Source organism: Pseudomonas sp. HY13-MNA-CIBAN-0226 (assembly GCF_040310305.1).
In the GTDB taxonomy this organism is placed as follows: domain Bacteria; phylum Pseudomonadota; class Gammaproteobacteria; order Pseudomonadales; family Pseudomonadaceae; genus Aquipseudomonas; species Aquipseudomonas gregormendelii.
This window is the reverse complement of sequence record NZ_JBEOPS010000013.1, coordinates 71,689-90,210: the sequence shown is the minus strand read 5'-3', so window position 1 is coordinate 90,210 and position 18,522 is coordinate 71,689. Positions and strand designations below refer to the sequence as shown.

16 protein-coding genes are annotated in these 18,522 nt (G+C 60.6%); 11 read left to right on the top strand and 5 right to left on the bottom strand.

The annotated features are described in order from the left end of the window. Positions 1 to 19: 19 nt before the first annotated feature. Positions 20 to 469, top strand: coding sequence for a peptidoglycan-binding protein LysM (gene lysM, locus AAEZ05_RS15905; RefSeq protein ID WP_045061331.1), 450 nt, complete (start codon positions 20 to 22; stop codon positions 467 to 469). Positions 470 to 522: 53 nt separating this feature from the next. On the opposite strand, the gene yrfG is transcribed toward lysM, so the two are convergent. Beyond that, positions 523 to 1,185, bottom strand: coding sequence for a GMP/IMP nucleotidase (gene yrfG / locus AAEZ05_RS15900; protein ID WP_045061332.1), 663 nt, complete (start codon positions 1,183 to 1,185; stop codon positions 523 to 525). Positions 1,186 to 1,274: 89 nt separating this feature from the next. Here yrfG and nudE point away from each other — a divergent pair, with 89 nt between their 5' ends. Then, the gene (gene nudE, locus AAEZ05_RS15895) at positions 1,275 to 1,841 is read left to right on the top strand and encodes an ADP compounds hydrolase NudE (protein WP_045061333.1); all 567 of its coding nucleotides are present in this window, start codon (positions 1,275 to 1,277) and stop codon (positions 1,839 to 1,841) included. Next, positions 1,838 to 2,665, top strand: a complete 828-nt coding sequence (gene cysQ, locus AAEZ05_RS15890) for a 3'(2'),5'-bisphosphate nucleotidase CysQ (RefSeq protein WP_350648013.1) — start codon at positions 1,838 to 1,840, stop codon at positions 2,663 to 2,665. The genes nudE and cysQ overlap by 4 nt, the downstream gene beginning before the upstream one ends. Positions 2,666 to 2,704: 39 nt before the next feature. Here the strand turns inward: cysQ and AAEZ05_RS15885 are convergent, their stop codons facing one another. The 3 genes from AAEZ05_RS15885 to AAEZ05_RS15875 are packed head-to-tail and all read right to left on the bottom strand — an operon-like array spanning position 2,705 to position 6,398. Beyond that, complete coding sequence (locus AAEZ05_RS15885) at positions 2,705 to 3,160, bottom strand: YiiD C-terminal domain-containing protein (protein WP_350648011.1); 456 nt, start codon at positions 3,158 to 3,160, stop codon at positions 2,705 to 2,707. Between the two features lie 38 nt (positions 3,161 to 3,198). Next, positions 3,199 to 4,593 (bottom strand): sigma-54-dependent transcriptional regulator, encoded by a 1,395-nt coding sequence (locus AAEZ05_RS15880; RefSeq protein WP_350597909.1) that lies wholly within the window; start codon positions 4,591 to 4,593, stop codon positions 3,199 to 3,201. Beyond that, positions 4,590 to 6,398, bottom strand: a complete 1,809-nt coding sequence (locus AAEZ05_RS15875; RefSeq protein WP_350648009.1) for a sensor histidine kinase — start codon at positions 6,396 to 6,398, stop codon at positions 4,590 to 4,592. Before AAEZ05_RS15875 ends, AAEZ05_RS15880 begins: the two co-directional genes overlap by 4 nt. A gap of 143 nt (positions 6,399 to 6,541) precedes the next feature. Between AAEZ05_RS15875 and AAEZ05_RS15870 the strand changes: the two genes are divergently transcribed. The 4 genes from AAEZ05_RS15870 (at position 6,542) to AAEZ05_RS15855 (ending at position 12,289) form a co-directional block, all read left to right on the top strand. Then, on the top strand, positions 6,542 to 9,454 hold the full coding sequence (locus AAEZ05_RS15870) for an aminotransferase (RefSeq protein WP_350648007.1): 2,913 nt from the start codon (positions 6,542 to 6,544) through the stop codon (positions 9,452 to 9,454). A 387-nt stretch (positions 9,455 to 9,841) separates the two neighbouring features. Next, positions 9,842 to 10,720: an N-carbamoylputrescine amidase gene (aguB, locus tag AAEZ05_RS15865; RefSeq protein WP_045061339.1), complete on the top strand. Its 879-nt coding sequence runs from the start codon at positions 9,842 to 9,844 to the stop codon at positions 10,718 to 10,720. A gap of 5 nt (positions 10,721 to 10,725) precedes the next feature. After that, complete coding sequence (aguA, locus tag AAEZ05_RS15860; protein ID WP_350648004.1) at positions 10,726 to 11,832, top strand: agmatine deiminase; 1,107 nt, start codon at positions 10,726 to 10,728, stop codon at positions 11,830 to 11,832. Positions 11,833 to 12,076: 244 nt separating this feature from the next. Continuing rightward, the gene (locus AAEZ05_RS15855; RefSeq protein WP_045061341.1) at positions 12,077 to 12,289 is read left to right on the top strand and encodes an HAD family hydrolase; all 213 of its coding nucleotides are present in this window, start codon (positions 12,077 to 12,079) and stop codon (positions 12,287 to 12,289) included. A gap of 178 nt (positions 12,290 to 12,467) precedes the next feature. Here the strand turns inward: AAEZ05_RS15855 and AAEZ05_RS15850 are convergent, their stop codons facing one another. Further along, positions 12,468 to 14,561 (bottom strand): TonB-dependent receptor, encoded by a 2,094-nt coding sequence (locus AAEZ05_RS15850; protein ID WP_350648002.1) that lies wholly within the window; start codon positions 14,559 to 14,561, stop codon positions 12,468 to 12,470. A 381-nt stretch (positions 14,562 to 14,942) separates the two neighbouring features. On the opposite strand from AAEZ05_RS15850, the gene AAEZ05_RS15845 reads away from it, so the two are divergent. The 4 genes from AAEZ05_RS15845 (at position 14,943) to AAEZ05_RS15830 (ending at position 18,427) form a co-directional block, all read left to right on the top strand. Next, the gene (locus AAEZ05_RS15845; protein ID WP_350648000.1) at positions 14,943 to 16,229 is read left to right on the top strand and encodes an OprD family porin; all 1,287 of its coding nucleotides are present in this window, start codon (positions 14,943 to 14,945) and stop codon (positions 16,227 to 16,229) included. Positions 16,230 to 16,799: 570 nt separating this feature from the next. Continuing rightward, the gene (locus AAEZ05_RS15840) at positions 16,800 to 17,021 is read left to right on the top strand and encodes a tautomerase family protein (protein WP_045061344.1); all 222 of its coding nucleotides are present in this window, start codon (positions 16,800 to 16,802) and stop codon (positions 17,019 to 17,021) included. Then, on the top strand, positions 17,018 to 17,674 hold the full coding sequence (locus AAEZ05_RS15835; RefSeq protein ID WP_045061345.1) for a DsbA family oxidoreductase: 657 nt from the start codon (positions 17,018 to 17,020) through the stop codon (positions 17,672 to 17,674). The genes AAEZ05_RS15840 and AAEZ05_RS15835 overlap by 4 nt, the downstream gene beginning before the upstream one ends. Positions 17,675 to 17,716: 42 nt before the next feature. Further along, positions 17,717 to 18,427, top strand: coding sequence for an SDR family NAD(P)-dependent oxidoreductase (locus AAEZ05_RS15830; RefSeq protein WP_350647997.1), 711 nt, complete (start codon positions 17,717 to 17,719; stop codon positions 18,425 to 18,427). The last annotated feature ends 95 nt before the right edge of the window (positions 18,428 to 18,522 follow it).

The window sequence follows — 18,522 nt, the reverse complement described above, 5'->3', positions numbered from 1 at the left end:
TTACCATGGAGAGCACACGATGAGCCTTTTCAGTTTTCTCAAAGAAGCCGGTGAAAAAATCCTCGATGCGCTGACGCCGGACAAGGCCGAAGCCAATAGTGAGGCGCTGACCAAGCACGTCAAGGATGCGCTGACGGGCATCGATACTTCGAAGATCCAGGTCAAGGTCGAGGGCGACAAGGTGATCGCCAGTGGTGAAGCCGCCACCCAGGAAGAGAAAGAAAAGATCCTGTTGTCCCTGGGCAACGTGGCGGGCGTCAGTGGTGTTGAAGACCAGATTACCGTGACCGGGCCAGTGATGGTGGCTGCGAAGTTTGTGGTGGTGGAGAAGGGCGATACGCTGAGCGCGATTTCCCTGCGGGTGTATGGCAATGCCAACTTGTACAACAAGATTTTCGAAGCCAACAAACCGATGCTCAAGGATGTGAACAAGATCTATCCGGGGCAGTCGTTGCGGATTCCAGAGTAAAGCTTTAGATAGCCATCGCGGGCAAGGCTTGCCCGCGATGCAGCCGACTCGGTCTAGAGCCCTGCAACAAGCTGCCGATAGTCCTCAACCGCCGCAAATTCCTCCGTGTCCTTGGGCCCTTTGCGGCTGTCCGGCTCCCGCACCGCCAGCAGATGTGCCACGCCAAAGTCCCGCGCACTGCGCAAAATCGGCAGCGTGTCGTCAATAAACAGGCTGCGCGCCGGATCGAAGCCGATATCCGCCTGCAGGGCGTCCCAGAACTGCGGATTTTCCTTGGGAAAGCCGTAATCGTGGGAGCTGATCAGCCGCTCGAAGTAAGGCGCCAGTTCAATCCGTTCAAGCTTGAGTGACAGGGAATCGCGGTGGGCGTTGGTGATCATCACCACCCGCTTGCCGGCTTTTTTAATCGCCGCCAGGAACGTGTCCGCGTCCGGGCGCAGGGCGATCAGGTGCGCGGTCTCCAGTTTCAACTCGCGAACCGACAACTTCAGCTCGGTGCTCCAGAAGTCCAGGCAATACCACTGCAACTGACCGGCGTGGCGTTCGAACAGCGGCTGCAACTCCATCTCGGCCATCGCCAGGCTGACTCCATGCAGCTGCGCATAGCGTTGCGGCAGGTGCTCCAGCCAGAAATGGTTGTCAAAATGCAGGTCCAGCAAGGTGCCGTCCATGTCCAGCAAAACGGTATCGATGTCATGCCAGGGCAGCAGGGACATAAAAACTTCTCCAGCGGTAAAAAGGATATCCGGGGTCAACATTCAGGATAGGCCGGGTATAGTAACTCGCTATCACCCAGGAGCCGCTCATGCGCCAGAAACCTACCATCCTCGCTCGCGAGATCGTCGCCACCAGCCGCCTGTTCTGCGTCGAAGAGCTGAAGTTGCGCTTTTCCAATGGCGTCGAGCGCACTTATGAGCGACTGGTCGGCAAGGGCGCCGGCTATGGCGCGGTGATGATCGTGGCGATGCTGGACGCGGATCATGCGGTGCTGGTCGAGGAGTACTGCGGCGGCACCGATGAGTACGAGATGTCGTTGCCCAAGGGTTTGATCGAACCCGGCGAAGACGTGCTGGCGGCGGCCGAGCGCGAGCTCAAGGAGGAAGCCGGGTATGGCGCACGGCAGCTGGAACACCTGACCGAATTGTCCTTGTCGCCCGGCTACATGAGCCAGAAGATCCAGGTGGTGCTGGCCACGGACTTGTACGAGGAACGCCTGGAAGGCGACGAGCCCGAGCCGATGGGCGTAAGCAAGGTCAACCTGCGCGAGCTGTCGGCGCTGGCGCAGAACCCGCAATTCACCGAAGGCCGTGCGTTGGCCGCGCTCTATCTGGCCCGGGATCTGCTGACACAGCGTGGGGTGTACCAGCCATGAATTTCCCACATCCTCTGATGGCGCCGGTGATCGAACTGGCATTGCAGGCAGGCGACGCCATTTTGCCGTTCTGGCGCACCGGCACGGCCGTGACTGCCAAGGCCGACGATTCGCCCGTCACAGCAGCTGACCTGGCGGCTCACCATCTGATTCTGGACGGGCTGACCGCTCTGGACCCAAGCATCCCGGTGCTCTCGGAAGAAGACGCCGACATCCCCCAAAGCGTGCGCGCCGGCTGGCAGCGCTGGTGGCTGGTCGATCCGCTGGACGGGACCAAGGAGTTCATCTCGGGCAGCGAGGAGTTCACCGTCAACATCGCCCTGATCGAGCAAGGCCGCGTGGTGTTTGGGGTGGTATCGATGCCGACCAATGGGCGCGTTTATGTCGGAGGCGCAGGCATTGGGGCATGGCGCGGGGATAAAGGTGCCGAGCCTTTGCCTATTCAGGTCCGCCAAGTGCCGCCGGCAGGTGAGCCTTTTACCGTAGTCGCCAGCCGCCGGCATTCGAGCCCCGAGCAGGAACGCTTGCTTGCAGGCTTGAGCGCGAGCCTGGGTGAGCTGGAGTTGGCCAACATCGGCAGCTCATTGAAGTTTTGCCTGCTGGCCGAAGGCGCGGCGGATTGTTATCCGCGCCTGGCGCCGACTTCGCAGTGGGACACGGCGGCGGCCCAGGGAGTGCTGGAAGGTGCCGGGGGCGAGGTGCTGGAGTTGAGCGGTAAAACGTTCAGTTACCCGGCGCGGGAATCGTTGTTGAACGGGTTTTTCCTGGCGCTGCCGGCCCAGGCGTCCTGGCGACAGCAGTTGTTGGAACTGGCTCAGGGTTAACGATCGAAAACATCGCAGCCTGGCTGCGATCTTTTGATTTTAACGGTGCAAAACGTACTGCCCGCTAAACGTCACCGCATCCTCGGCATCCTCGGCATTCACAATCCGCGATTGCAGGGTCAACCTCGCCCGCCCATACCGCCGGTACATCGCCAAAAATTTCTTCCACTGCGCCGCACCGGGCGCCTGGCAAATCGCAATCGCGTCCATGGTCACCGGCAGCGGATAACTGATTTGCCCTTCCTGAATCACGATGTGCCCGTCTTCAATGCCTTCCTCGCGCAACCGCAGGTGCAACCAGCCCCACCCCGCCAGTACGGCGGCGCAATACAGGCTGCCGCCAAACATCGTGCTCTTGTGGTTGACGTTGGCCTCCAGCGGCAGGTGCAGGCGTAACTGCTGGTCGTGCCAGTCGAGCACCTTGAGGCCCATGTCCCGTGTCAGGGGAATGTCGTGGTGCAGGATGCTTTCCAGGTGACGACTGTCGAGGTTCATGAACGCTCTCTTGTAGGTGGCGGTGATTGGACGGTAGCTCAGTCGAGTTCGTCGGTGGCGGTGTGGGCGCCACCATCGGCAAAGTTGAGCCCGTGCTTGCGTAGTTTGTCGTGCAGGGTTTTGCGCGGGATGCCCAGTGCTTCCGCCAGGCTGCGGACCGAGCTGTGGGAGCGCGCGAGCTCGGCCGCGATCAGGCTCTTCTCGAAGTTTTCCACCTGTTCGCTCAACCCGCCACTGATCACCTCTGCCGTGACCCCGGATGTGCCATCCGGTGCGCTGTTGTCCAGGGCCAGTTCCAGGCCCAGGGCGAAGCGCTCGGCGGCGTTTTGCAGCTCCCGTACGTTGCCTGGCCAGGTGTGGCGCAATAGCAGGGCGCGTTGACCCGGTTGCAGTTCGTGGGGCGGCAGACCGTGGCGGGCGCTGGCCTCGTTGGCGAAATGCTGGAACAGCATCAGGGCATCTTCGCCGCGCTCGCGCAAAGGCGGGATGCGCAGCGGCGCTACATTGAGGCGGTAGTACAGGTCGGCCCGAAAACGGCCTTGGTCGGCAGATTGGCGCAGGTCTTCCTTGGTTGCAGCGATGACGCGGATGTCCAGCGGGATCTGCTGGTTGCCGCCAAGGCGCTCAACCACTCGCTCTTGCAGCAGGCGCAACAGTTTGACCTGCACATCCAGGCTCATGCTCTCGATTTCATCGAGAAACAGCGTGCCGCCGTTGGCGAATTCGAACTTGCCGATGCGGCGCTTCTGCGCCCCGGTGAAAGCCCCGGGCTCGTGCCCGAACAGCTCACTCTCCACCACCGATTCAGCCAGGGCGCCGGCATTGATTGCCACGAATGGCCCGTTGCGCCGACTCGACAGATCGTGCAGCGCGCGGGCGACCACTTCCTTGCCCGCGCCGGTTTCGCCAAGGATCAGCACGTCCGCCCGGGTGGCCGCCAAGGCGCCGATCTGCTCGCGCAGGCGCGCCATTGGCGCTGAATGTCCCACCAGTCGGGCGCTCAGCTCGTTGCGATCGCTCAGTGCCAGGCGCAGGCTGCGGTTATCCAGCACCAACCGGCGCAGGGCCAGCGCCCGGCGCACGCTGTCGAGCAGGGCATCGCTGGCAAAAGGTTTTTCCAGGAAGTCGTACGCCCCGGCGCGCATCGCTTGCACCGCCAGCGGTACGTCGCCATGGCCGGTGATCAACAACACCGGCAGCTCCGGGTCCTGGGCATGCAGTTCGGTCAGCAGTTCGAGACCGTCCATGCCCGGCATGCGAATATCGCTGACCACCACGCCCGGCCAGTCTCGCTCCAGCTGGGCAGCCAGGCCCTTGGCTTCGGCCAGCGGCAGGATCTTCAGGCCGGCAAGGTCCAGCGTCTGGCTCAGGGCCTGGCGCAAGTGCGGATCGTCGTCGATCAGCACGACCTGGATGCGGTTGTCGATGGTCATGCACTTCGGTCCTCGGACGGTTGCAGGCTCACGCCCGGTGCGCCTGCGCGCAATTTCAAGGTAATCAGCGCGCCGCCTTCCTTGTGGTTGGAGAACGACAGTTCACCACCGAAGGCGCGCATCAGTGTTTCGCAGATCGCCAGCCCTAACCCCAAGCCCTGGGTGCGGGTCTTGGTGGTGTAGAAAGGTTCGCTGGCGCGGCCCAGGGCTTCCATGCAAAAACCCGGGCCATTGTCGCGAATGTACAGGTTGACGCCTTCGGCAGTGGATTGGGCACTCAGCCACAGTTTACGCGGCGGGCCTTTTTCCGTAAGAGCGTCCAGGGCGTTCGCCAGCAAATTGCCCAGCACCTGGCGCAGGCGGGTTTCGCCGGCTTCGACCCACAAGGTGGCGGCCGGCAAATCGCGGATCAGTTCGACCTCCATGCTGCGCCGGCGCTTGGCGAGCAGGGCCAGTGCGTCGTCCAGCGCCGGTTGCAGGGCGACACTCTCCGGCGCATGGCGATCGCGGCGGGCGAATGCGCGCAAGTGGGCGATGATTGACGCCATGCGCGCGGTCAGTTCACTGATCAGTTTGAGATTGCCACGGGCATCGTCGGTGCGCTGGTGATCGAGCAGCACCTCGGCGTTTTCCGCATAGCTGCGGATCGCCGCCAGCGGCTGATTCAACTCATGACTGATGCTGGCGGACATCGTCCCCAGTGCCGACAGCTTGCCGGCCTGCACCAGGTCATCCTGGGCGCGCACCAATTCCTGCTGCGCCTGCTCGCGTTCCAGCACTTCCTCCTTGAGCCGCCGGTTGAGGCCTTCAAGGTCGCTGGTGCGCTCGGCAACCCGGCCTTCGAGTTCGCGACGGGCCTTGGCCTCGAAGGCGATTCGCTCCAGGTAATGGCGGCGGCGCTGCATCATCAGGCCGAGCAGCAGCATCAACACCAGCAGGGTGGCGCCGCCAATGGCAACGACCGTGCGCACCGGGCGGTCGATCAGGGTCCGCGGTGCGAGGATGTTCACCGTCCAGCCGGTCTCGTCGATCTGGTGGGACTGGGTCAGCCACGCATCGGGGTTGAGCTTGAGCGGCTGGGGATCGCGAGTGGGGTAGGGTTGGATCGCCGTGATCGCCTTGTTCTGCGCCTCGCTCAAGGTGCGGGTCGAACGAAAGCGCCATTCCGGCCGTGAGGTGAGAATGACCACGCCATTCTGATCGGTGGCCAACAGCTGTTCCGGGGTGTTGCCCCATAGGCTCTCGGTATGGTCGAGGTCAACCTTGACCACCAATACGCCGATGATCTTTTCGCCTTGACGAACTGCCGCCGCAAAAAAATAGCCACGCTTGGCCGAGGTCGTGCCCAGGCCGAAGAAGCGTCCAAGGCGACCGGCCATGGCTTCGCTGAAGTAGGGGCGGAAGGAAAAATTGCGCCCCACGAAGCTGTCGTGTTTGTCCCAGTTGGACGCCGCCAGGGTTTTGCCGGTGGTGTCCATCAGGTACATGACTTCGGCGCCGGTCTGGGCGCTGATGTTTTTCAGCAGGCGGTTGGCGTTGCCTTGGCTCACGCCGTCGTCCGGCGCGCCCAGGACGGCGCGCAGGGCTGGAAGCTCGCCGAGAATCTGCGGCAGCACCTCATAACGGTGCAGGGTGCCCAGCAGGTTGGCGACGTACAGGTCAAGTGTCTGGCGGTTCTGCCCGGCCAGTTCGCTGCGGTAATAGCGTTCGGCCAGATGCTCCAGTGGCCACAGCAACGGCGCCAGGCATAGCGCGAGCAGTGCGAGGCTGCGCCAGCGGGGTCTGCGGGGGAGAGTCGGGGTCATGAGGTCGAGCGCCTGTCGCGTTGATGGTCGGCATTCTTGCGCAAAGTGCCGGGTGGCGCGAGGGGTGTGTGATTGTGGGGGGTTGCGTATCGCCCCAAGCAATGGCGATATAAGCGCCTGATCAAATTCTCAGGGGTCGTTGTATGCCGCTCGCCACGTTGATTCATCGCGCCAGTTTGCCCAGCCCACAAGTGTCGGCCGAGCTTGCGCTTGGGCTGCTCGCAGAGCATTACGGGTTGAGCGCAACGCTGCGGGCCCTGGGCAGTCAGCAGGATCTTAATTACCGCGTCGACAGCGATCAGGGGCGCTTCGTCCTGAAAATCTGCCGCGGCGACTATGCCGTGCAAGAGCTGCAAGCCCAGCATGCAGGCCTCAAGCACCTGGCCGAAAAGGCCGGGGTGCAAGTGCCCCGGGTTATTTGCGCCAGGAGCGGCGCGGACCTGCTGACCCTGCAAGTGGCCGATCAGACCGTGCATGTGCGGCTGCTGGGTTACATCGACGGTCAGCCGCTGACAGACCTCGATCACCTGCCCAGTGCCGTCGTTGCCGGGTTCGGGCGGCTCTGCGGTGAAATGGACCTGGCGCTGGCCGACTTTGATCATCCCGGCCTGACCCGCACGCTGCAATGGGATGCCCGTCACGCCAATGCGCTGATTGCGCACTTGCTGCCGGTGATCAAGGATGACACGCAGCGCCGGCAAATCGCCGATGCAGCGGAACGCGCCGAACGGCATCTGCAACCGCTGGTGGACAAGCTGCCGGTGCAGGCCATTCACATGGACATCACCGACGACAACGTAGTCTGGCAACGCGATGCTGATCGCCTGTGGCAATTACAGGGCGTGATCGATTTCGGCGACCTGATCCGTACCTGGCGCATCACCGATCTGTCGGTGACCTGCGCGGCGCTGTTGCATCATGCCGGTGGCGATCCGTTTTACATCCTGCCGGCGGTGCAGGCGTATCACGCGGTCAATCCACTGGAGCACGCAGAGCTCCTGGCGCTGTGGCCGCTGATCGTGGCCCGCGCCGCCGTGCTGGTGCTCAGTGGCGAGCAGCAGGTGAGCATCGATCCGGGCAACGCCTACAGCCGTGACAACCTGACCCACGAGTGGGAAATCTTTCGCGTGGCCACTTCGGTGCCGTTGGAATTGATGGAGGCGGCGATCCTGTCTGCCGTCGGTCAGCACCTGCCGGGCATTGGCAGCGAAGGGTTTGCCCCGCTGCTGCCGGGCCTGGTCGGACGAGAGTTTGCCCTGATTAACCTGGGCGTCCTGAGCCCGCATTTCGAAGCCGGCAACTGGGAACAGCCAGGCATCGATCAGCGCCTGCTGGACGAGGCCGCCGCCGTGCATGAGCTGGCGGCGAGTCGCTACGGGCAATATCGCCTGTCGCGCACCCAGCCGGATTCGTTTCGCGAGCCGGACACTTGCCCGCTGCACGTCGAATTAAGGGTGCCCATGGGCACGGCGGTCGAGTCGCCGTTTGCCGGCATGGTCCATGAACCCGAGCCGGGTGTGCTGCAACTCGATGGCCCGCAATTGAGCCTGCGGTTGTGGGGCGTCCAGCCGTCGCTGCACACGGGCGCGGCGCTGGTCAAAGGCCAGGTGCTGGGTGCGGTAAACGGGGCGTTACGGGTACAACTGTGTCGCGGTGCTTCGTTAAACGCGCCGTTGTTCTGCACACCTTCCCGCGCTGCCGCCTGGCAGGCGCTATGCCCGTCGCCGGCAAGCCTGCTGGGGCTGGCCTGCGATGCGGAACAGGAGCTGGATTCGCAGACCCTGCTGGCGCGTCGCGAGGCCAGTTTCGCCCGCACGCAAAAACACTACTACGTCGACCCGCCGCGTATCGAGCGCGGCTGGCGCAATCACCTGATCGACATGCAGGGCCGCTCCTATCTCGACATGCTCAACAACGTTGCAGTCTTGGGTCATGGCCATCCGCGCATGGCGGCGGTCGCCAGTCGCCAGTGGTCGCTGCTCAATACCAACTCGCGTTTCAACTACGCGGCGGTCGCCGAGTTTTCCGAGCGACTGCTCAAGCTGGCACCGGACTCCATGGACCGGGTGTTCCTGGTCAACAGCGGCAGCGAGGCCAATGACCTGGCCATTCGCCTGGCATGGGCCTACAGCGGCGGGCGCGACATGCTCAGCGTGCTGGAGGCTTATCACGGCTGGACGGTGGGCGCGGACGCCGTTTCGACTTCGATCGCCGATAACCCCCAGGCCTTGAGCAGCCGCCCGGACTGGGTGCACCCGGTGACGGCGCCGAACACCTATCGCGGCGAATTCCGTGGCTCCGACAGTGCTCCCGATTACGTGCGCAGCGTCGAGCACCACCTGGCGAAAATCGCCGGGCAGCAGCGTCAGCTTGCCGGGTTCATTTGCGAACCGGTCTATGGCAACGCGGGCGGAATCTCGTTGCCGCCGGGTTATCTGAAGCAGGTCTACGCCCTGGTACGCGCCCAGGGTGGCGTGTGCATCGCCGATGAAGTGCAGGTCGGCTACGGTCGCATGGGCCACTTTTTCTGGGGGTTTGAAGAGCAGGGCGTGGTGCCGGACATCATCACCATGGCCAAGGGCATGGGCAACGGCCAGCCCTTGGGCGCGGTGATCACTCGCCGGGAAATCGCCGAGGCGCTGGAGGCCGAGGGCTATTTCTTCTCGTCGGCGGGTGGCAGTCCGGTGAGCTGCCAGATCGGCATGGCGGTGCTGGATGTGATGGAGGAAGAAAAACTCTGGGACAACGCTCAGGTCGTGGGCGGGTACTTCAAGGAGCGACTTGAGGCCCTGATCGATATTCATCCGCTGGTGGGCGCGGTGCACGGTTCCGGATTTTATCTTGGGGTGGAGCTGATCCGTAACCGCGAGACCCTGGAGCCGGCGACGCAGGAGACCACGGCGCTGTGTGATCGGCTGCGCGAGCTGGGGATTTTCATGCAGCCGACGGGGGATTACCTGAACGTGCTGAAAATCAAACCGCCGATGGTGACGTCGCGCCGGAGTGTGGATTTCTTTGTGGATATGCTTTCGAAGGTGCTTGCAGAGGGCCTTTGAACCCTATGCCCATTGCGCTGTTGGGCTGTGTTGGGGGGGTGTTGGGACTGTGTTGAGGGCGTGTAGGAGCTGTCGAGTGCAACGAGGCTGCGATCTTTTGATTTTTGTGTTTTTTAAGATCAAAAGATCGCAGCCTCGTTGCACTCGGCAGCTCCTACGCAGCTCCTACGCAGCTCCCAGGGGTGTGGGGGTCGTCCAGGAATATCGATTCTTATCGGTGTTTTCAGCGTATATATTCGGTTTTATAAAAATATTCGCTTTTAAAGCCGATTTTTATCGGCTATAAAGTCGCCATTGCCTCGGCATGGTGAAATTCCGCCTGGGCTTCCGCTTTCTGTCATGGGTCGTCGTCACACTGACCCCAGCCGCTTGCCCAGGAGATGATTCATGAGTCGTATCGTTACCGTCGCCGCCACCCAGATGGCTTGTTCCTGGGACCTCGAGGCCAACCTCGAGACCGCTGAAAGGCTGGTCCGCGAGGCTGCAGCCAAGGGTGCGCAAATCATCCTGATCCAGGAATTGTTCGAAGCACCGTACTTCTGCCAGAAGCCCAACGCCGATTACCTGCAACTGGCCACCCCGGTCGAAGACAACGTCGCCATCAAGCACTTCCAGAAAATCGCCAGGGAGCTGCAAGTCGTGCTGCCGATAAGCTTCTACGAGCTGGCCGGCCGCGCGCGCTTTAACAGCATCGCCATCATCGATGCAGACGGCAGCAACCTCGGGATTTATCGCAAAAGCCACATCCCGGACGGCCCCGGTTACCATGAAAAGTATTACTTCAACCCGGGCGATACCGGCTTCAAGGTGTGGAATACCCGCTACGCGAAAATCGGCGTGGGCATCTGCTGGGACCAGTGGTTCCCCGAGTGTGCCCGCAGCATGGCGCTGCAAGGCGCGGAAATCCTGTTTTACCCGACCGCCATCGGGAGCGAGCCGCACGACAAGACCATCTCGTCCCGCGACCACTGGCAGCGTGTGCAACAAGGCCATGCCGGCGCCAACCTGATGCCGCTGATCGCCAGTAACCGTATCGGCAATGAAGAGCAGGACGGGTACGACATCACCTTCTACGGTTCGTCGTTTATCGCCAACCAGTTCGGCGAAAAGGTGCAGGAACTCAATCAAACCGAAGAAGGCGTATTGGTCCAGAGCTTCGATCTGGACCTGCTGGAACATACCCGCAGTGCATGGGGCTCCTTCCGTGACCGCCGCCCCAACCTGTATGGTGCTATCAAAACCCTAGACGGTGCCCTGGAGTCCTGATCGTCATGACCACTTTAAACAGCACGCCCCGCGCCGATGGCTTCTACATGCCGGCCGAGTGGGCGCCACAAACCCAAACCTGGATGATCTGGCCAGAGCGCCCGGACAACTGGCGTCTGGGCGGCAAGCCGGCGCAAGCCGCCCACGTTGCAGTAGCAAAAGCCATCGCGCGTTTCGAACCGGTGACCGTGGCGGTCTCCGCCGGTCAGTATGAAAATGCCCGTGCGCGCCTGGACGTGCCGAATATCCGGGTCGTCGAGATGTCCAGCGACGACGCCTGGGTCCGCGACACCGGTCCGACTTTCGTGATCAACAACAGTGGCGAAGTTCGCGGCGTGAACTGGGACTTCAACTCCTGGGGCGGCTTCGACGGCGGCCTCTATTCGCCGTGGAACCGCGACTCGCAGGTCGGCGGCAAGATCCTCGAGATCGAACGCAGCCCGCGCTATCGCACCGAAGGTTTTGTGCTCGAAGGCGGCTCGATTCACGTCGACGGCGAAGGCACGCTCATCACCACCGAAGAGTGCCTGCTCAATCGCAACCGCAATCCACACCTGGACCGCGCTGACATCGAAGCGGTGCTGAGCGCGAACCTCGCTGTGGATAAAATCATCTGGCTGCCGGACGGTTTGTTCAACGACGAAACCGATGGTCATGTGGATAACTTCTGCTGCTACATCCGTCCGGGTGAAGTGCTGCTGGCCTGGACCGACGATCCGCAAGACCCGAACTACCCGCGCTGCCAGGCCGCAATGAAAGTGCTGGAAAGTGCCACTGATGCCAAGGGGCGCCCATTCACGGTGCACAAGATGCCGATTCCGGGGCCGCTGTACGCGACCGAGGAAGAATGTGCGGGCGTGGATCCGGTCGACGGCAGCCAGGAACGAAATCCTGGCGTTCGCTTGGCGGGTTCCTACGTGAACTTCCTGATCGTCAACGGCGGCATCATCGCACCAAGTTTCGACGACCCGCTGGATGGTCCGGCGCGGGAAATCCTGCAGAACCTGTTTCCCCAGCACGAAGTGGTGATGGTGCCGGGGCGTGAGTTGTTACTGGGCGGCGGCAACATTCACTGCCTTACCCAACAGCAGCCGGCGCCGCACAACGAGTGAGTGGGGTTGTAACAGATTGAGTTGACTGGAAAAATTTCAACTCGACGATTTTCCTACTGACTGACACGAGAGGCCCGCCGTCCATCAGGACTGCGGGCTTTTTTGTGTCCGCTTATCGACAACGTCAACACATTGGCACAGCTCTTGTATCGGTTATGGGGTTAAACAAGGAGGGGAGAACTGCGATGTTCTGTCACAAACCTTGGATAAGTTAGCCGCTCATATACCGGGAGAGAGCGCGGAGATGAACGCCGAAGTAAATGTAGTGAGCGAGCAGGCGTCGCATCCCCTGGCAGTCAACAACGAATCGCTCCAGCTCCTGGCGCACTGGTTGAAATCCAATGGAACGCGTCAGATCAGGGAACCTGATCCGCGCCGGATGATGATCGAGCGCTACCCCGCTGGTTTATTCAGCGAAGCGGAACTGGAAGCGTTGTGGGATGTGATGGAAGGATAAGAAGAAAACAACGGATTGATAAAAGCGCTGCCGGGATGGCGGCGCTTTTTTTTGCTTTTTAAACGCTGAAGATCAAGTGTGGGAGCGAGCCTGCTCGCGATAGTGGTCTGTCAGAAAGCATCTGCCGATTGACATGGCCTCATCGCGAGCAGGCTCACTCCTACAGGTTTTGCGGTGATCAGAAGCTGTAGGTTCCGGTCACAACCAGGCTGCGCGGCGCCCCCGGCTGAATCTGAAACTGACTCGTCGCTGACTCGTAATATTCCTTATCCGCAATATTGTTCAACGCCGCCCGCAGATCCCAATCCTTCTGCCGGAACCCGGCCAATGCATCCCACCGACCATAGCCCGGCATCATCACCGTGTTGAGGTTATCGGCATACCGATCACCGACCAGCGTCAAACCGGTTTCCGCGTACCAACCCATCTCCGGTTTCCAGGTCACGAACAGGCTGCCGTTACGCTTGGCCACGTCGCTGATGCGCTTGCCCTCAAAGCCGTTGTTGTCCTTTTCCACCGTCGCATCCTGAATGCCCATACCACCGCGCACATACCAGTTGCCGGTGATACGGCCGGTACCGGTCAGCTCGATGCCGCGGGACCGTTGCTTGCCGGTGAGCAAGGTGATGGTCGGGTCCAGCGGGTCGCTGGTGCGCCGGTTGTAGAGTTCCAGTTCGTAGATCGCCAGGGTGGTGCTCAGCCGGTCGTCGAGCCAGTCGGACTTCACACCGATTTCCTTTTGTTTGGTCAGCTCTGGACTCAGGTCATTGCCGTTACCGGTGGCGCCCGGCGTGATGCCGATCAAACCTCCGCCCACCGGCGAGAAGGTCTTGGACCAGGACGCATAGAAGGAATGATCCTGCAGCGGTGTCCAGACAAGGCCTACACGCGGGCTGGTACTGTGGCTGTCACGGTCTTCGGAAATATTGCGCAGCTGGTTGGTCGATTCGATATCGAAGGTGTCGTAGCGCAGGCCGGCCAACACCTGCCATTGGTCGTTCAGGCGCAGCTGATCCTGCACGTACACCGCGCGGCTCTCGACTTCGGTGTGGTTGTTGCTCGCCACCTGCATGCGCCCGGTATGGCGCAGCTCACGGTTGGGGTTAAACAGGTCGAGTGCCGGCACCGGTGAGCTGCCTGGCCCCGACGTAGCAGCGTTGTACAGCGTCGGATCACGGCGCTGGCTGCCCACTTCAATACCGGTGAGCAACCGGTGTTCCAGGCCGAAGGTGTCGAACCCACCTTCCAGCTCGACGTTGTTGAAAACGTTACGGGTGGTCAGGTCCTGTTGCCAGTGCTGGCGCGTGACCTGGTGGGTGGCCGGGGTGTAGCCGGTCTGGTAGGTGTTATCAAAATCACTGTTGAGCTTGAATACGCCCAGGGTATGGCGAAGCTGCCAGTTATCGCTGAGTTCGTAGCTGAGTTTGGAGCGCAGGGATTGTGACTTGTCGTCGATGAAATCGTGATCGCTGCCGTAGGTGGTATCCCGTCCTACATCTGCCGGGCGGCCATTTACCCCAGGCACTCCACGATCCGGGGTGCGGTTGTAACGGCTGTACTCGTACTGCACCAGCCAGTTGAGGTCCGGGGTCAGCTGCCAGCTCATCGATGGCGCGAACAGTTGGCGATTGCCGCTGACGCCATCGCGGAAGCTGTTTTCGTCCATATTGCCCATGTTCAGGCGCAGGCTGATGTTATCGGTCGGGTCGGTACTCAGGTCGGCGTACAGGCTGCGCAGGTCTTCGCTGCCGCCTTGGGCTTCAATGGTCGAGCGGCGGCCGAATTCTGGCTGTTTGCTGACCCGATTGACGATGCCGCCCTGGCTACCACGGCCATACAGCACGGCTGCCGGGCCTTTGAGCACTTCGATCTTCTCGATGTTGTGCAGGTCGCGCACGTACTGGCTGTCGTCACGAATGCCGTCGAGGTAAAAGTCGTTGCTGGCGTCGAAGCCCCGAATGCGCAGGCTATCAAAACGGGTGTCGGCGCCACTGCTGACGTTGGGGATGCCACTGAGTGCCGTGCCCAGGTCGTTGGTGCCGTAGTCCATCACGTTCGCGGTTTTCACCGAGTCGATGGCCTGGGGAACGTAACGCACCGGTGTCGCCGTGCGGGTCGCCGTGCTGGTTTCCTTCACTCGCGGGTCATCGGCCTCAGCTTCGGCGCTGATGGAAGTCGCCGGTAATGTGGTCGGTGCGGCGTAGGAAAAACCGGCAGAAAGCACAGCTGAGAGACCCAAGCTGAAGGGCACAAGGCGAAAAGGGGCAGGCATTTTGGAGGGCGCGTCCTTAGAATTTTTGGGATGTGGCTGAACGGCTCGAATGATAATGCGTGCTATTTACTTTCGATAATTATTCCTGAAAAGTTCCCTGGTTCGATTGTTACTGATCATGTCAGAAACATTACGTTGATGATTCCTTAGACTTTTTTCGCCTATTCACAGACGATTCTTCAAATTGACACACCGTTAAGGGCGCGGCTAGGATTCGCCCCAACGCCTGTGGCCAACCGCCATGACTGACAAAATAATAAAAGGCCCGCCTCGATTTCTCGTGGGCGGGCCTTTTTGTTTTGCGTTGAAAAAAGAGCGCAACAGCGCCGTTTCAGCCGTTCGGCACAGCGCGTATTAACCGCTTATAAGGAAAAGAACAAAATGTTGAACAAGCGTATCAGCCTGATCGCTCTGGGGATGTTGAGTGCTACACAGGCCATGGCTAACGACCAGGCCGAATCCAAGGGTTTTGTTGAAGACAGCAGCCTCAAAGTGCTGCTGCGCAACGCCTACATGAACCGTGACTACAAAGACGGCAACCCGGACAAGGCCGAATGGGGCCAAGCGGCCATCGGCACTTTCTCGTCCGGCTTCACCCAAGGCACCGTTGGTGTCGGTGTTGACGCCTTCGGCCTCTACGCACTGCGCCTGGACGGCGGCAAAGGCCGCAGCGGCGCTGGCGGTATCGATTTCTTTAAACAAGGCGACAGCGGCGCTGCGGCTGACGACCTGTCCAAGGCTGGCGCTGCGGTCAAATTCCGCCTGTCCAGCACCACGCTGACCTACGGCGACCAGATGCCGGCCCTGCCGGTACTGAGCTACGACAACTCGCGCCTGCTGCCGGAAAGCTACACCGGCACCCTGATCACCTCCAAGGAGATCAAGGGCCTGGAGCTGAACGCCGGTCGTTTCACCGCCGAATCGCGCAAGAGCGCTGAAGGCCGTGACAGCGGTGGCCTGAAGTCGATCAACGTATTGGGCGGCAGCTACCAGTTCACCGAGCAGTTCAAGGCAGCGGTCTACGCTTCCGACGTTGAAGACGTGTTGAAGAAACAGTACCTCAACGCCAACTACGTCTTCCCGATCGACCAGGATCAGTCCCTGACCCTGGACTTCAACGGCTATCGCACCAAGCTGGAAGACTCCTACGTCCGTGACAGCGGCGCCACCGGCGACGACAACAAGATCTGGAGCCTGGCGGCCACTTTCGCCACCGGCCCGCACTCGTTCACCATCGCCCACCAGCGCAGCACCGGCGACAGCAACCTGGGCTATGCCTACGGCGGCTATCAGCGCGGCCAAGGTCGTGTGGGTGACGGCGGCAACACCATCTACCTGGCGAACTCCTACTGGTCCGACTTCAACGCCGAAGACGAACGCAGCTGGCAGCTGGGCTACGGCCTCGACTTCGGCACCTTCGGCGTGCCAGGCCTGAGCTACAACTTCGCCTACGTGCGCGGCGACAACATCACCACTTCCACCAGCGAAGGCGGTACCGAGCGCGAAATCTTCAACCAGTTCAAATACGTCGTCCAAAGCGGCCCGGCCAAAGACCTCAGCGTAAAACTGCGCAGCTCGATCCTGCGGGTTTCGCAGAAGTCGAGCGAGTACAACGTCAGCGGCAACGAAGTGCGTGTGTTCGTGGATTACCCGATCAACATCTTCTGATGCGGATTTGAGTTTTCGAACATGAAAAAACCCCGACTGGTTCGGGGTTTTTTTATTTCTGGGCGGTGGGTTTTTGTCCGCAGGATGTCATGTCGCTGAAATCGTATTTCGAGAACACGTGTCGCGAACATGTCGTCGGCGGCGACACGTTCCAATAACGTGTCGCAAAAAGTGGAAAATTGCGACACGTTCTGGGCTCATTGCGTTATGTGCGACATAGGGCAGTTTGCAGGGGCACGAATCAGCCTCGGGTTTTAGTGATTTTTATGGCTGGGCAATAATTATTGGCCAGCCATAATTTCCATAATTCCATTTTCAAGCGGCGAAGGGCCTAGATTGTGGGTTTTGATTGAAGCCCCCTGAGGCACGCTGTGTCTCGCCCATGTCAGGTTTGACGAAATCGCGACAGGGACCCATGGGGACTCAAACAAGTATCCGATACCCATATGATTGATTACCCGACGTAACTAATGATGTTCCCGTCCCCATCTTTATCCCCTGCACCCAACGCCCTACATTGAGCTCCAACACCTACCCATCATTCCGAGGGCAGGTCACTGGAGATTCCTCATGCCTTTCGTCAGCGTTCGCATTACCCGCGATGGCGTTACCCCAGAGCAGAAAGCTCAGGTGATCGCCGAAATCACTGAAACCCTGGAACGCGTCCTCAACAAACGCCCGGACCTGACCCACATCGTGATCGAAGAAGTCGACACCGATAACTGGGGCTACGCCGGCATGACCACCACTGCGTACCGAAAACAACTGGCTGAAGAGGAGGGCAAGTCATGACCGCCTCGGTCACCGTCGATTTTGTCTCCGACGTGGTGTGCCCCTGGTGCGCCCTGGGCGCCACGGCGCTGGAGCAAGCGATCGCGAATGTGGCGGACGATGTCTCGGTGCAGCTCACCTACAAACCCTTCGAATTGAACCCCGACATGCCGGCAGCCGGCGAGAAAGCCGTAGAGCACCTGATGCGCAAATATGGCCGCACCGCCGAGGAAGTCGCCGCCGGCAAGGCCATGCAAATCGCTCGCGGGGAAGCCATCGGCTTCAAGTTCGACCTGGAGAAACGCAGCCACTTCTACAACACCTTCGATGCACACCGCCTGCTGTTGTGGGCCTTGCAGCAAGGGCGGCAAATCGCACTGAAGAAGATCCTGCTGCGAGCCTACTTCACCGAGGGCCAGAACCCCAGCGATCAGCAAACCCTGGTGCGGCTGGCGGTGGAAGCCGGGCTGGATGAGGACGGAGCACGTGAAGTACTGACGTCCGGCGCTTTCGCCAGCGAAGTGCGCGAGCTGGAAGGTTTTTACCGCCAGCACGGCATCAACTCGGTGCCGGCCATGGTGCTCAACGGTCGTCACCTGGTGTCCGGTTCACAGTCGGTCGAGTACTACGAACAGATGTTGCGACAAATGGCCAACGCCCCCGCTGAAGCCTGATTACCTGATTTCTAAACCATCATTTATGAGTAGAGGTTCATCATGAGCAATTCGAAAAAAGTCATCGTTATTACTGGCGCATCCCAAGGCCTCGGCGCCGGCATGGTTAAAGCCTTCCGTGATCTGGACTACCAGGTGGTTGCCACTTCGCGTTCGATCAAACCGTCCACCGATCCGGACATCCTCACCGTGGCCGGCGACATCGGCGAACCTGAAGTAGCCCAACAAGTCATCCGCGAAACCATCGCCCGTTTCGGCCGCATCGACACCCTGGTCAACAACGCCGGGATCTTCGTCGCCAAACCGTTCACGGACTACACCGCCGAAGATTACGCCGCCGTGCTGTCGGTGAACCTGAATGGCTTCTTCTACATCACCCAACTCGCCATCACCGAGATGGAAAAGCAAGGCAAAGGGCATGTGGTCAACATCACCACCAGCCTGGTCGATCATGCGATTGATGGCGTGCCTTCGGTACTGGCGTCGTTGACCAAAGGCGGCTTGAACGCGGCTACCAAATCCCTGGCCATCGAGTACGCCAAACGCGGGATTCGGGTGAATGCGGTCTCGCCTGGCATCATCAAGACGCCGATGCATGGTGAGGAGACTCATGCGGCGCTGGGCAGCCTGCATCCGATGGGGCACATGGGCGAGATCGACGATATTTCGCAGGCTGTGGTGTATTTGGATAGTGCCAAGTTTGTTACTGGCGAGATTTTGCATGTTGACGGTGGGCAGAGCGCTGGGCACTGAGGTTTGGTGCTGCAGCCTTCGACAAACAAAGCCCTCGTTTGAGGGCTTTGTTTTGCGGGGTCGAAACAGGTTTACCTGCAGACCCTATCTCACGC

Bases quoted from the DNA above. Each gene is read 5' to 3' on its own strand.
- AAEZ05_RS15870 (WP_350648007.1), top strand. From the start codon at position 6,542: ATGCCGCTCGCCACGTTGATTCATCGCGCCAGTTTGCCCAGCCCACAA.
- AAEZ05_RS15880 (WP_350597909.1), bottom strand. From the start codon at position 4,593: ATGACCATCGACAACCGCATCCAGGTCGTGCTGATCGACGACGATCCG.
- AAEZ05_RS15885 (WP_350648011.1), bottom strand. From the start codon at position 3,160: ATGAACCTCGACAGTCGTCACCTGGAAAGCATCCTGCACCACGACATT.
- AAEZ05_RS15855 (WP_045061341.1), top strand. From the start codon at position 12,077: ATGAACGCCGAAGTAAATGTAGTGAGCGAGCAGGCGTCGCATCCCCTG.
- yrfG (WP_045061332.1), bottom strand. From the start codon at position 1,185: ATGTCCCTGCTGCCCTGGCATGACATCGATACCGTTTTGCTGGACATG.
- AAEZ05_RS15875 (WP_350648009.1), bottom strand. From the start codon at position 6,398: ATGACCCCGACTCTCCCCCGCAGACCCCGCTGGCGCAGCCTCGCACTG.
- cysQ (WP_350648013.1), top strand. From the start codon at position 1,838: ATGAATTTCCCACATCCTCTGATGGCGCCGGTGATCGAACTGGCATTG.
- AAEZ05_RS15845 (WP_350648000.1), top strand. From the start codon at position 14,943: ATGTTGAACAAGCGTATCAGCCTGATCGCTCTGGGGATGTTGAGTGCT.
- lysM (WP_045061331.1), top strand. From the start codon at position 20: ATGAGCCTTTTCAGTTTTCTCAAAGAAGCCGGTGAAAAAATCCTCGAT.
- AAEZ05_RS15830 (WP_350647997.1), top strand. From the start codon at position 17,717: ATGAGCAATTCGAAAAAAGTCATCGTTATTACTGGCGCATCCCAAGGC.
- AAEZ05_RS15850 (WP_350648002.1), bottom strand. From the start codon at position 14,561: ATGCCTGCCCCTTTTCGCCTTGTGCCCTTCAGCTTGGGTCTCTCAGCT.
- AAEZ05_RS15840 (WP_045061344.1), top strand. From the start codon at position 16,800: ATGCCTTTCGTCAGCGTTCGCATTACCCGCGATGGCGTTACCCCAGAG.
- nudE (WP_045061333.1), top strand. From the start codon at position 1,275: ATGCGCCAGAAACCTACCATCCTCGCTCGCGAGATCGTCGCCACCAGC.
- AAEZ05_RS15835 (WP_045061345.1), top strand. From the start codon at position 17,018: ATGACCGCCTCGGTCACCGTCGATTTTGTCTCCGACGTGGTGTGCCCC.
- aguB (WP_045061339.1), top strand. From the start codon at position 9,842: ATGAGTCGTATCGTTACCGTCGCCGCCACCCAGATGGCTTGTTCCTGG.
- aguA (WP_350648004.1), top strand. From the start codon at position 10,726: ATGACCACTTTAAACAGCACGCCCCGCGCCGATGGCTTCTACATGCCG.